7 protein-coding genes and 1 pseudogene are annotated in these 13,030 nt (G+C 61.0%); all 8 read right to left on the reverse strand.

Annotated elements, in window-relative coordinates; translation table 11 throughout:
- Positions 1-503: 503 nt before the first annotated feature.
- The gene (locus CUJ91_RS25255) at positions 504-1,613 is read right to left on the reverse strand and encodes a tetratricopeptide repeat protein (RefSeq protein ID WP_244231022.1); all 1,110 of its coding nucleotides are present in this window, start codon (positions 1,611-1,613) and stop codon (positions 504-506) included.
- Positions 1,614-1,651: 38 nt separating this feature from the next.
- Positions 1,652-2,122 (reverse strand): tetratricopeptide repeat protein, encoded by a 471-nt coding sequence (locus tag CUJ91_RS34940; RefSeq protein ID WP_244231023.1) that lies wholly within the window; start codon positions 2,120-2,122, stop codon positions 1,652-1,654.
- A gap of 92 nt (positions 2,123-2,214) precedes the next feature.
- A complete protein-coding gene (locus CUJ91_RS25260; protein ID WP_006051611.1) occupies positions 2,215-2,784 on the reverse strand; it encodes a BPSL1445 family SYLF domain-containing lipoprotein in 570 nt (189 codons plus the stop codon).
- 198 nt (positions 2,785-2,982) lie between these two features.
- Positions 2,983-3,978: a 2-hydroxyacid dehydrogenase gene (locus tag CUJ91_RS25265; protein ID WP_114157442.1), complete on the reverse strand. Its 996-nt coding sequence runs from the start codon at positions 3,976-3,978 to the stop codon at positions 2,983-2,985.
- 56 nt (positions 3,979-4,034) lie between these two features.
- The gene (locus tag CUJ91_RS25270; protein ID WP_114157443.1) at positions 4,035-5,624 is read right to left on the reverse strand and encodes an aspartate:alanine exchanger family transporter; all 1,590 of its coding nucleotides are present in this window, start codon (positions 5,622-5,624) and stop codon (positions 4,035-4,037) included.
- 89 nt (positions 5,625-5,713) lie between these two features.
- On the reverse strand, positions 5,714-7,804 hold the full coding sequence (locus CUJ91_RS25275; protein WP_114157444.1) for a glycogen debranching protein: 2,091 nt from the start codon (positions 7,802-7,804) through the stop codon (positions 5,714-5,716).
- Positions 7,791-10,289 carry a glycogen/starch/alpha-glucan phosphorylase gene (locus CUJ91_RS25280; RefSeq protein WP_114157445.1) on the reverse strand — a complete coding sequence of 833 codons (2,499 nt, stop codon included), beginning with the start codon at positions 10,287-10,289 and terminating at the stop codon, positions 7,791-7,793. The genes CUJ91_RS25275 and CUJ91_RS25280 overlap by 14 nt, the downstream gene beginning before the upstream one ends.
- Before the next feature lie 86 nt (positions 10,290-10,375).
- Positions 10,376-12,771, reverse strand: a pseudogene (locus CUJ91_RS25285) (phosphoketolase family protein).
- Positions 12,772-13,030: the final 259 nt, after the last annotated feature.

Raw genomic sequence — 13,030 nt, forward strand, 5'->3', positions numbered from 1 at the left:
CCAGCAGAGCGCGAGCCAGAACCAGTCCCAGCGCCAGGCTGCGTCGAGCCAGAACCAGGGTGCACGTCAATCCACCGCTAAGGAGATGCAGAACACGCGGGCTAACACCGTGAGCAACGTGCAGAGCAACTACCATGGCGATTGCAACAACTGCTCCAACTCGGATTGGGACGGCGGCTCTGCGGCAGTCGGATTTGTGGCCGGGGCAATGGTGGTTGGTGCGACCGCTGCCGCAACCGCACCGCCGCCCGCAACCGCTGCGGTTGTCGCAGCGCCTGCGCCTGTCGCGCCGCCGTGCAACGTCGCACCAATCGCCGTTAACGAGGTGCCGTACTATAAGTGCGGCGCGACGTGGTTCGCGACGGGGTATGGCAGCGGCGGCGTGGTGTACACACAAGTTCCGCCACCGCCTGGATATTGATCGCGGTCGCCTCTCGCACGGCTGGCGGTGGAGCATAGCTTGGGTCCTGCTGACTCTCGAATGTCAGCACGAAAGCCACCGTTTAGACGTCCGGCAATGCATCGATCTCTGCGCGAAGCGCAGCGACTACATCCGTCCAATCGCCTCTCGTGGTTTGCCGGAACAACCGCGCGTTTGCGTACCACGGACTATCGTTCCTATCGAGTTGCCATCTCCAGTCCGGCATGAACGGCAGAGCGATCCAGACGGGTTTTCCAAGCGCCCCGGCCAGGTGCGCCACGGCTGTGTCGACGCTGACTACCAGGTCGAGCCGGGCGATCAGCGCAGCGGTTTCGGCAAAGCTGGTTAGCCGTCCTGACACATCGCGTAGCGCCCCGCTTTGCTCAAGTTGTGCGAGGCACGCCCGATCGCTATCGCGCACATCCGGTTGCAACGCGAAGAAGTCCGCGTCGGTTTCGAATACCGGCTTCAGTTGCTCAAGCGGAATCGATCGATTGTGATCGTTCAGATGCGTACGGCTTCCCGACCACACAATCCCAATCCGCGGCCGTCGCCTGGAGACCGGCAACAACTCGTCCCATTGACGGACAAGCTCTTCGTCGGCCTGCAGATAGGGACCGGATAGCGCGGGACCGGGTGTACCCACCTTGAGCGCAAACGGCAGACTCATGGTTGGAATGTGATAGTCAAAATGCTTTACCTGGTCGGTCTCACCGATAACTTCCGCCGCGCCAGGATAATGTCGGAGGAGCGGTAACAACGCGTCCTGGACACGCAGCACGACATGCGCGCCGGCCGCACTTAGCTGATCCACGAAGCGTACGAATTGCAGCGTGTCGCCGAACCCTTGCTCATGATGAACGAGCACTGTCTTGCCGCCTATCGGTTGCGCGCCAGTCCATAGCGAATGCTGCGGAAATCCGTGGTCGCCCGTGCCATCGCGCCAGCGCCATTCGTACTCGCGCCAGCCGTGTTCGAATTCGCCCAGCAGTAAATTGGTCTGTGCTCGATTCGTGCGTGCGCCGGCGTCGTTCGGATCGATCGAAAGCGCCTTCCTGAATTGAAGCAACGCCTCATCAAAGCGCCGGAGATCTCGCAATGCGACCCCGAGGTTAACGTATGCGCGCACGAAACGCGGCTTGAGCGCGATGGCCTGCCGGTAGGCATCGAGCTCGTCGTCATAGCGACCCATCGTGCCTAGCAGCGTTCCCCGGTTGTAGTGCGCTTCGGCTAGTTGCGGATGGACCTTGCAAGATGCACGAACACCTCGAGTGCCCGCTGCGATTCGCCAAGCTCTATCAGCGACACCGCCACACCATGCAACGCGGCGGCATCGTTGCGACACTGCGCCAGGCAGCGTTCGAGCAACGCTATAGCAGCATCGCGGCGCTGCGCCAGCCGACAAACCTGCGCGGCGAACTTCAGTTGATGCCACGAGAGTGACGCACGCTCCGATGCCTGGATCAGATAGTCCGCGGCGCGTGCATGATCGCCCTGCTGGGCGGCGATATAGCCAAGGCCTGCCAGCGCCTCGCCGTGGTCGGGAGCGGTCTTCAGAATGCCGTGAAGCAGGCTTGCCGCATCGTCGAGCCGACCGGCCTGCAAGTTCGCCTGCGCGGCGGCGAGAATGTGTTCAGTATCGTGACTCATTACGCTGGGCACCAGGCAAGTGCGATCTGTCCAAAGATCGTAGAGGCCCATTGTACGGAATCGCGTCTAGCGGGTCTTACGAGCGATGCTTCCGGTTGGTTACCGCCAAATTCAGCGGAGATTCATCCGGTCCGCCACCGCTTCTAGATGTCGAGCTTGCTGACCTTCGTGCCTTCAAAGCTGAGGTTGGCCATCAGGCCGGAGTTCGTGACCACGAAACCGACGATCGGCGAACTGGTCGTTGCAGTGTCGAGCGAACCGTTGGCGCCAGTCTTGGCCACCGCGACGGAGCCATCCACGCCGGCTGTCCAGCCCTTGTCGGTGGTGCGGAATTTGTCGAGCGCGTCCTGCGTCATGAACATGAGTATCACCGCCTTGGACTGGGCGCCGATCTGCAAGCCAAATGAGGCGGTACTGGTCTTGTAATACCCGACGGACGTGCCTCGCTCGCGAAGCGCGCCTTCGCCGTATTCGCCACCGACCACTACGCCTGCCGCGAACACGGACGGAAAGACAAGAATCCCCTTGGCGTTGCCGGCCTGCGCCTGAGCACCCGGCGTCGAACTGTATAGCTTCTTGAGGGCGCCATCGACGCCGTCGTCGATTTCATTGCGCTTATTGGCCGCTTCCGTCGGATTCGAGGTCGTGCCACACGCGGCGAGCGAGCTGGCTAGTGCGATTGCGCTAACCGAAAAAAAAGTGCGACGGTTCATGAGCGTTCCCTTATTGAAGTGCGCCAGATTTGCGCCTGGAAACAGATGAGATTGCGATTCGTATCCGCCACGCGACGGAGTAACGCGGCAACACCGCACATGAACGATAGGCCTCGCGCACGCGGGCAGGTATAGGACCTTGGTCCGATGCGTCGCGACCTCGTTAGCCTCGCTTCGCGTAGTCAATAGCGCACGCTGCTACTGGGTCTTCACCTCGTTCTCTAAAGTCCGATTGTTCTCGAATGCCGAGACGCTTTCAAGCGTGGTTTCGCAAATGGTCGTCAACGCCTCGTGCGTGAGATAGGCCTGATGCCCCGTCACAATTACGTTGGGGAACGACACGAGTCGCTGAAAGACATCGTCGGTGATGATTTCGCTCGATAGATCGCGAAAGAAGAGATTGCTCTCCTGTTCGTACACGTCTATTCCAAGGCCGCCGAGCTGCCCGGTCTTCAACGCGTCGATGGCAGCCTCGGTGTCGAGCAGGCCCCCGCGGCTGGTATTGATGAGTATCGCGCCTCGCTTCGCGCGTGCCAGCGTCTGCGGGTTGATCACGTGGTGTGTCGCCGGTGTAAGCGGACAATGCAGCGAAATAACGTCGGCCTGCTCCCCTATCTCGCCGGGCTTCGCATAGCTCAGGTCGAGCGCCTGAAATTCCGCCGACGGTTGCGGATCGAAACCGATCACCCTGCAGCCGAAGCCGAGCATGATCTTCGCGAACACGCAGCCGATCTTGCCGGTGCCGACCACCGCAACCGTCTTGCCGCAAAGGTCGAAGCCAGTCAGCCCGTCAAGCGAGAAATTCGAGTCACGCGTGCGATTGTAGGCACGATGCACCTTTCGGTTGATTGCGAGCAGAAGCGCTACGGCATGTTCCGCCACGGAGTTCGGCGAATACGTCACCACGCGCACCACCTTCATGCCGAGCCCGGCGGCGGCGGCGAGATCGACGTTGTTAAAGCCCGTGCAGCGCAGAGCCAGCAGACGCGTCCCTCCCCTGTGCAGCGCGCCGAGTACTTCCGCGTCCGCCTTGTCGTTGACGAAGATGCAGACGGCGCCGTAGCCGGCGGCGAGGCCGGCGGTATCCGTATCCAGCAACACGTCGAAGTAATGCAGCTTGTGCGCACCGTTGCGATTCGCTCCGTCGAGATACCGGCGTTCATAGCGCGTCGAACTAAATACCGCTACTTCCATGATCGACTCCTTCAGTGTCCGGGTTGAACGTGCGTCCTCGTGCGGCGCAGCTTCGTCTAGCCGGCTGCAATCGCTATGGCAAGCTGCACGAAAAGCACCTTGAGGATGGTCATCGACGGGAAAATCATTGCGTACATGATGTCGGGCTGATCCGTCGGCGCAACGCGGTTCGCGAAGGCGAGAATCGCGGGGTTGCCGGTTGCACCGCAAATCACGCCCACCGATGTATCGAAAGACAGCTTGAAAACCCACAGGCAGCATATCGCCGTGACGCCGACGAGCACGAGCAAAGTTATCGCGCCATAAAGCAGCAGCAGCGGCCCCGCGGTCCCGACGGTCGTGACGAACTTGGGTCCGCAAGCGATGCCCACTTGCGCGAGGAAGATGGTGAGTCCGAGGTTGCGAAGGACAAGGTTCGCGGAAAGCGGCATCGTCCATACGAACGGTCCGTTGCGGCGCGCCTTGCCAAGGCACAGCGCGACCAGCAGCAACGCCGCCAGACCCAGACTGAACGCACCGAGACCCGGAAAGCGCAGCGGGATCGCGCCGACCAGCAGTCCCGCAGCCGCGCCTATGCCCAAGGAAATGAAACTGAGATCGGCCGTGCTCTTGATCGAATCGCCGAAGAACGCGCGCACCGCCACCTGATGCGCGCGGTTCACGAGCAGGCCGACCCGATCGCCCGCTTCGAGAACAAGCTCCGGCGTGGACAGCAGATCCGTATCGCCGCGCCGCACATGCGCAACCGCGCAGTTCACACCGTCCGGGAAACGCAGACTGCCAAGCGGCATGCCGACCACCGACGGATTCGAAGCGAACACGCGCATGTAGTCCAGGTCTTCCCGGTGACTCGCGATGCGTCCCGGCTGCAACTCCCCGCACAGCGTCGTCGCCTCCTCGAGCAGGCGCGCGTCGGTGGCCGTGACAAGAAGGACGTCGTCGGCGCGCAGAATGAGATCGTCGGTGGGGAGCTGGTTGCGATGCGCGCGCCGCACGGCCGCGATGGCTACGCCAGCAGGCAGTTGTGTCAGAAGTTCCGGCAACCGCAGACCAAAGAGACGCTCATTGCGCAGCGCGATTTCCGCAGTCTCGAGCAACTTCGCGGGCGGCTTGCGTATCCTGGCTTTGAGCGCCACGTTGAGCGCATAGATAAATAGAATCGGCCCGGCCACGCCGAACGGATAGGCAACGCTATAGGCCACGGCGGCATCGCTGCTGTTCATCGATGCGATCGCAACCTGAAGGCTCGCCGTGCTCGTGCCGCTCCCTGCGAACATGCCGAGAGAATCGGCGAGCGTAACGCCAAAGCGGATGAACGCGCACGCTGCGAGGCCTGACGCAATGACGCCGATACATGCGGCGAGATTGGCCTTTAGGCCCTCGCGGCTCGTCAGTCCACGAAAGAACTGTGCGCCGTACTGAATGCCGATGCCATACAGAAACATCAACAGACCCAGCGTGCCCAGCAACGCTGGCAGCGTGGCTTTTGGCGCGAACGCGCCAAGCGCCAGTCCAACGAACAGTACTGCCCCGGAGCCCAGCGCCACGCCTTTCACATTGATTTCGCCGATCAGGTAGCCAACCGCGATCGTCAAAAACAGCGCAAACAGCGGCTGAGCTTCGACGAAGGTTCTGACTGCGTCCATGACGCCCCCTCAGGTTGTACAAGGCAATGCAGCAATACATCGATATGGAAGTCGCTTTGCCGCCGACGGTCTTGCACCACTGCACCAATTCATCTCGATTCAAGTACGACTACACTGCGCGATTCGACGCGGCAGATACCGCGCTCGACGCGGGCCGTTTCAATGTTCGAAACGACTTTCGACGGCAGTTCCGCAGCCGTATCGACGAGCCGCCGCCAGTTCGCGTGGTCGAGCGCGGGAAGCTCAACATCGCGCCCGTCTGCGTTCATGTTGAAGATGACGTGCAACATGGGCTCGTCGAGCGCCTGTGCCGCGAGCGTGAACGCGACGAGGCGAGCCTGCGGGTCTCCCCATGCGGGCGCTCCGAGCCGTTCCCCGTGCCACGCCACATCGGGATGCGTTTGGCCATGCTCCGTACCGCCCGTGAAGAACCGGCGACGACGCAGGCTCGGGTGACGCTTGCGCAGCGCGATCATCTCGCGCACGAAACGCAGCATGTCAAGGGAGTCATCGGAGAAACGCCAGTCCGTCCACGACAGTTCGTTGTCCTGGCAGTAAGCGTTGTTGTTGCCGCGCTGGGTACGCAGGATTTCATCGCCGGCGAGAAGCATGGGTACCCCCTGGCTCAGCAGCAGGATCGCAATGAAGTTGCGCCCCTGCCGCAAACGCAGACGGACGATCGACGGATCGTTTGAGTCGCCTTCCTCGCCGCAATTCCACGAGAGGTTATCGTTGCTGCCATCGCGGTTGTCGTCGCCGTTGGCCTCGTTGCGCTTCGCGTCGTAGCTGACGAGATCGCGCAGCGTGAAGCCGTCGTGGCAGGTGACGAAGTTGATGCTGTTCACTGGCAATCTGCCGTCCGCCTGGTAAAGATCAGCGCTCCCAGCGAGACACGTGCACATCTGGCCGATCATTCCAGGATCGCCGCGCACGAAGCGCCGGATCACGTCACGGTAACGCCCGTTCCACTCGGCCCACGCCATGCCCGGAAACGCGCCGACGTGATACAGCCCCGCCGCGTCCCAGGCCTCCGCGATCAGCGGCACGCGCGCGAGTACCGGGGAAGCTTCCATTGCCCACGGCAACGGCGGCGTACCTAGCAATGCACCGCCCTCGCCGCGCGTGAATACGCTCGCGAGGTCAAAACGAAAACCGTCCACGCCGAATTCCTGAACCCAGTACTCGAGACAACGCAGGATGAACGCCGACACCAGCGGATGATTGCAGTTGACCGTATTGCCGCAGCCGGTGTAGTCGAGATAACGTCCTCCTTGCGCCGGATCGACATGATAGAAGACTTCGTTGGCGAGCACCTTGAAATTGATCACAGGGCCGCTCGCGCCCGCTTCCGCCGTGTGATTGAACACCACGTCCAGCAGCACCTGGATCCCGGCCGCGTGCATCGCATCGATGAACGCACGGAACTCCTGCGGCGCGCGCCCAGGTTCGACGCTATAGCCAGGATGCGGAGAGTAGAAGCTATGCGTGCTGTAGCCCCAGTAATTGACGAGGCCGATCGCTGCAGCCGGTGCAGGCACGTCCTGCTCATCGAAAGCCATCACCGGCAGCAACTCCACGTGCGTGATGCCCAAATCCTTCAGATAGGGGATTTTCTCGATCAGCCCCGAGAACGTTCCGGGGTGTTGAACGCCGCTCGACGAATCGCGCGTGAATCCGCCTACATGCAGCTCGTAGATGATCGCGTCATCGAGTGTGCGCACGCTCACGTCTTCGCGTTCGCCCAGCGGTTCGGTGACGATGGCTCGCAGCGAAGCATGCTCTCGCTCCCGTACAGCGGCAGCGGGCTGGCGGCGCCATCGCCGATCGCTGACCGCGCGCGCGCCGGGATCGAGCAACTCAAAACGGCTGCTGGCTTCGTCATCCAGTTGCGGAACACCATGACGGCCGTATGCACGCCACGTGTAGCAGCATTGCTCCGGAAGGTCTTCTATCAACACATGCCAGAAATAGAATGTGCGGTTTGTTTCGGGCGTTAGTCCGACGATCTGGAACGGTGCGATGCTATCCGGCGAAGCGTAAAGCAGCAGTTCCAGGCGAGCCGCGTGCCGGCAGAAAATACAGAAATTCACGCCGCCCGGCACGACCGACGCACCAGGCGGAAATCGTGAGCCGGGCCGCGCTACATAAGTACGCTGGCTATCGACGTTAGCGCTGCTCAAGGTCGATCCTCACTGCACGAGCGTTCCATATGCGCTCGCAATACTCACCTATCGCACGATCGGACGAGAACTTGCCCGATCGCGCCGTATTCATAATCGACATTCGCGTCCACCGCCTTGCGTCCTGCCACGCGTCGCTCACACGTTGCTGACACGCGACGTAATCCGCGAAATCGGCCAGCACGAGGAACGGGTCGAATTGCAGCAGACTGTCGACAAGCGGCCTGAATACATTCGGGTCGCCCCGCGAGAAGCGCCCCTGCGCGATCTCCGAAAACACATCGCTCAGTTCGTCGTTAGACTTCACATAGTCGGAAGGACGATAGCCGTCGCGCTTGGCCTCTTCGACCTGTTGCGCGGTCAAGCCGAACAGGAAGAAGTTGTCGGCGCCCGCTTCTTCACGGATCTCCACATTCGCGCCGTCGAGTGTGCCGATGGTCAGCGCGCCGTTCATCATGAACTTCATGTTGCCCGTGCCGGATGCCTCCTTGCCCGCGGTTGAAATCTGCTCCGAGAGGTCCGCGGCGGGATACACCCAATGCCCGTTTTTCACGTTGAAGTCAGGATAGAACACGACTTTCAGCCGACCGTCGATTACCGGATCGTCATTGACGACTTCGGCAATGCCCGTAATCAGGCGGATCATCAGCTTGGCCATCGCGTAGCCCGGCGCCGCCTTGCCGCCAAAGATGAAGCAGCGCGGCGCGATGTCGAGCCCCGGATCGCGGCATAGCCTCCGATACAGACTGATTATGTATAACGCGTTCAGGTGTTGGCGTTTGTACTCGTGGATGCGCTTGACCTGGACGTCGAATAGCGCGTTCGGGTCGACGTCGATACCTGTTGCATCAGCGATACGCGCCGCCAGCGCCGCCTTGTTGTCGAAGCGCATTGCACGCCACGCCTCGTGAAAGCCGTCATCGTCGGCATGCGCGGCAAGCGCGTCGAGCTCGGTCAGGTCGGCTCGCCACTTCGCGCCGATAGTCCTGTCGAGAAGACCCGCGAGCCCCGGATTGCTCAACATGAGAAAGCGGCGCGGCGTCACGCCGTTCGTCACGTTGAGAAAGCGTTGTGGATACATCTCCGCAAAATCACGCAGCACCGTCTGGCGCAAAAGATCGGAGTGCAATGCCGCGACTCCGTTGACCGCATGCGCGCCCACCGTGGCGAGATGCGCCATGCGCACCTTCTTGTCGCCGCGTTCGTCGATCAGCGACATGCGCGTCGCGCGCGCGTCGTCGGCGGGAAAAGCACACCGCACGCTGTCGAGAAAACGGTGATTGATTTCATAAATGATTTCGAGCTGGCGCGGCAGCAGGCTCTGAAAGAGCGGCAGACTCCACGTTTCAAGCGCCTCGGGCAACAGCGTGTGATTGGTGTATGCAAGAGTGCGCTGGGTGATATCCCACGCCGCATCCCAGGAAAGTCCGTGCACGTCCAGCAGCAGACGCATCAACTCGGCAACGGCGATTGATGGATGTGTATCGTTGAGTTGCGCGGCAAACAGGTCAGGAAAGTGTTCGATGGATGTGTTCTTCAATGCCGCTAGCCGCAACATATCCTGCAGCGAACACGAAACAAAAAAATACTGCTGCGCAAGCCGCAGACGCTTGCCCGCCTCGGGCTCGTCGTTCGGATAGAGAACCTTGGACAAGGTTTCCGAAACCACTTTCTCCTGCACAGCCTCGTAGTATTCGCCGGCGTTGAAATCCTGGAAGTCGAACGACTCGACCGCTTCGCTCTTCCACAGCCGAAGTACATTGCAGGTATCGACACGATAGCCCTGCACCGGCAGGTCGCAGGCAACGCCCTTCACTTGCCGCGCCGGTATCCAGTTCACGCGGAGGCGGCCTTCAGCGTCGGTCTGCTGTTGCGTGTATCCGCCGAAGCCGATGTAGTAACTCACATCCGGCCGTACGATTTCCCAGGGATTGCCGTTCTGCAGCCACTTGTCTGTCACCTCCACCTGCCAGCCGTCGCGGATAACCTGATCGAAGATGCCGAACTCGTAGTGGATGCCATAACCGATCGCCGGTATTTCCAGCGTGGAAAGCGAGTCCATGTAGCACGCGGCAAGGCGTCCGAGGCCGCCGTTGCCAAGTCCGGGTTCTTCCTCGATCGCAAGCAGCGCGTCGACGTCCTGCCCCAGCGCATGCATCGCCTCGCGCGCTTCGTCTCCCATGTCGAGATTGAGCAGGTTATTGCCAAGCTGTGGGCCGATCAAAAACTCTGCGGACAGATAACAGGCGACCTTGACGTTTTGTGCGGCGTAGACTTTCGTCGACGCGGCCCAGCGCGCGAGCATCCGATCGCGCACACTGAAGGCAAGCGCCATGTACCAGTCGTGCGGGCTTGCAATGTCCGGATAGCGTCCTACCCGGCAAATCAGATTCCTGACTACGTCGTTCTGGAACGCGTAGCCGCTCACGTCGTGAGTGGCGCCTTGCGTATTCAAAGCCGCTTCCGCTACGGAAACCTCGTTCATGGTCTCGGCCCTCGCATTTCACGCCGGGGCGGGATCGGCCCCGGCTCCCGTTGGATCACGCAACGCAGGTTCTATGCTCCGGACGGTCAATACGGCCACACCCATTCCGACAACTCCGGATTATCCGTACCGTGCTCATGCGCGTAATTCATGTTGAGGATGATCGCGTTCCTCATGTCTTCTCTTAGATGTGCGGTTCTGCCCTGCAGGCGCGGCACACGATCGAGCACGTCCAGCACCAGATTGAAGCGGTCGACCTTGTTGAGTATCGCGAGTTCGAGCGGCGTATTGATGTTGCCCTTCTCCGTGTAGCCGCGAACGTGCAGATTCTCGTGATTGCGGAATCGATACGCAAGCTTGTGAATCAGCCACGGGTAGCCGTGAAAATTGAATATCACGGGCTTGTCGACGGTAAACAGGCTGTCGAATTCGCGCTCCGTCGAGCCGTGCGGATGCTCTGTCACCGGCTGCATTTTGAACAGATCGACTACATTCACGAAGCGCAGTTTCAACTCGGGCAGACGCTCGCGCAAAATGGCCGTTGCTGCGAGCGCTTCCTGCGTGGCAACGTCGCCGCATGAAGCCATCACCGCGTCGGGCTCCATGTCTTCGTCATTGCTCGCGCGCCGCCAAAGACCCATGCCTTTCGCGCAATGCACGACCGCTTCGTCGATAGTCGTGAATTGCAGGTGCTTCTGCTTGTCGGCGACGATGACATTGATGCAGTCGGTCGAGCGCAGGCACTGATCCGCCACGACGAGCAGCGTATTGGCGTCCGGCGGCAAATAAACCCGTGTGACCGAGGGACTCTTGTTAGTCACGAGGTCGATGAAGCCGGGGTCCTGATGCGAGAAGCCGTTGTGATCCTGACGCCATACCGTCGACGAAAGCAGGATATTTTCAGAGGCCACCGAAGCCCGCCACGGCACATGGTTCTTGCATACGTCCAGCCATTTCGCGTGCTGGTTGAACATCGAGTCCACCACGTGCGCGAACGCTTCATACGTGTGTAAGAAGCCGTGGCGGCCGGAAAGCAGATAGCCTTCGAGCCACCCCATCAGCGTGTGCTCCGAGAGCATCTCCATCACGCGGCCGTCGCGCGACAGTTCGCCGCCGTCGTCGTCTTCGGGCAGCATGTCTGCCATCCACGCTTTCTTGCTGACTTCGTAAATCGACTGAAGCCGGTTCGACGCAGTCTCGTCGGGGCCGAAGACGCGGAAGGTGTCCATGTTGCAACGCATGGTGTCACGCAGAAACTGGCCAAGCGGCGCGTGTTTTCGCGCAGCACATTGCCGGCGCGTGAAACTTCGACCGCGTAGTCGCGAAAGTCGGGCAGCTTCAGATCGCGGCGCAACAATCCGCCGTTTGCATGCGGGTTCGCGCTCATGCGGCGCGGGCCTTGCGGCGCAAGCTCGCGCAGTTCCGTAAGCAACCTTCCGGAGTCATCGAACAATTCGCCGGGCCTGTAGCCGCGCAGCCAGCTTTCGAGCAGGTCGAGGTTCGCGGGGTTTCCCCTTACATCCGAGAACGGCACCTGGTGCGAACGCCATGACCCCTCGACCTTATGGCCGTTGATTTCCTTCGGCCCCGTCCAGCCCTTGGGCGTGCGCAACACGATCATCGGCCAGCGTGGACGCTCGGCATTGCCATCCGCGCGCGCCCTTTCGTGAATCGAGCGGATGTCGGCGATCACAGTATCGAGCGTGCCGGCCATTGTCTGATGCATCTGCGACGGGTCGGACCCTTCGACGAAATACGGCATATAGCCGTAGCCTTCGAGTAACGCCGCGAGTTCTCCGTGGCTGATGCGCGAGAGGATCGTCGGATTGGCGATCTTGTAGCCGTTCAGGTTCAGAATTGGCAGTACGGTGCCGTCGCGCGCGGGATTGATGAACTTGTTCGAATGCCACGCGGTCGCAAGCGGACCTGTCTCGGCCTCACCATCGCCGACCACGCAGGCCACGATCAGATCAGGGTTGTCGAGCGCAGCGCCATAAGCGTGCGACAGGCTGTAGCCGAGTTCACCGCCTTCATGAATAGAGCCGGGCGTTTCGGGCGTCACATGCGAGCCGATATGTCCCGGAAACGAGAACTGCTTGAAGAACTTCTGCATGCCTTCGGCGTCCTCGCTTTTGTCCGGGTAGACCTCCGAATAGGTGCCTTCGAGATAGGCTGGGCCGAGTACGCCAGGCGCGCCGTGCCCAGGCCCGGCCATGAAAATCATGTCCAGGTCGTCGCGCTTGATCACGCGATTCAGATGCGCCCAGACGAACGAAAGCGCGGGACTTGCGCCCCAGTGCCCAAGCAGACGGTGCTTTACATGATCGACTTTGAGGGGTTCGCGCAAAAGCGGGTTGTCCTTGAGGTAAATCATGCCGACCGAGAGGTAATTGCACGCGCGCCACCAGGCGTCGATCCGCCTTAGTTCGTCGTTGGAGAGCGCGGTTGGGTTCGAGGAGTCCGATGCTCGATTGCTGCTCATGCTGGTGTCTCCTGTGCGTGCAGCCTCGGCCCCAACAAACAGGCGAGCGGCTCTACACAATAGAGATAAACGCCGGACAGGCGACAGGCAATAGGACCTTAGGCCGATGTTGGCGGGCAGCCAACCTGCTCCATTACGCCGTCGGCCGCCTGCCCGCCGCCGGGCCGGCAGCAACCAGCGGTTCGCGTGTAGGACCATGGTCCAATTGCTACAGTCGGGCGCTGCCTTCAGCATTCGAACCGTTGGCAAGTCGCGCCTC

It is taken from the genome of Paraburkholderia graminis, from assembly GCF_003330785.1.
GTDB classification, from domain to species: domain Bacteria; phylum Pseudomonadota; class Gammaproteobacteria; order Burkholderiales; family Burkholderiaceae; genus Paraburkholderia; species Paraburkholderia graminis.

Excerpts from the sequence above, each read along its gene's own strand:
- CUJ91_RS25255 (WP_244231022.1), bottom strand. The coding sequence starts at position 1,613 with ATGGGTCGCTATGACGACGAGCTCGATGCCTACCGGCAGGCCATCGCG.
- CUJ91_RS34940 (WP_244231023.1), bottom strand. The coding sequence starts at position 2,122 with ATGGGCCTCTACGATCTTTGGACAGATCGCACTTGCCTGGTGCCCAGC.
- CUJ91_RS25260 (WP_006051611.1), bottom strand. The coding sequence starts at position 2,784 with ATGAACCGTCGCACTTTTTTTTCGGTTAGCGCAATCGCACTAGCCAGC.
- CUJ91_RS25265 (WP_114157442.1), bottom strand. The coding sequence starts at position 3,978 with ATGGAAGTAGCGGTATTTAGTTCGACGCGCTATGAACGCCGGTATCTC.
- CUJ91_RS25270 (WP_114157443.1), bottom strand. The coding sequence starts at position 5,624 with ATGGACGCAGTCAGAACCTTCGTCGAAGCTCAGCCGCTGTTTGCGCTG.
- CUJ91_RS25280 (WP_114157445.1), bottom strand. The coding sequence starts at position 10,289 with ATGAACGAGGTTTCCGTAGCGGAAGCGGCTTTGAATACGCAAGGCGCC.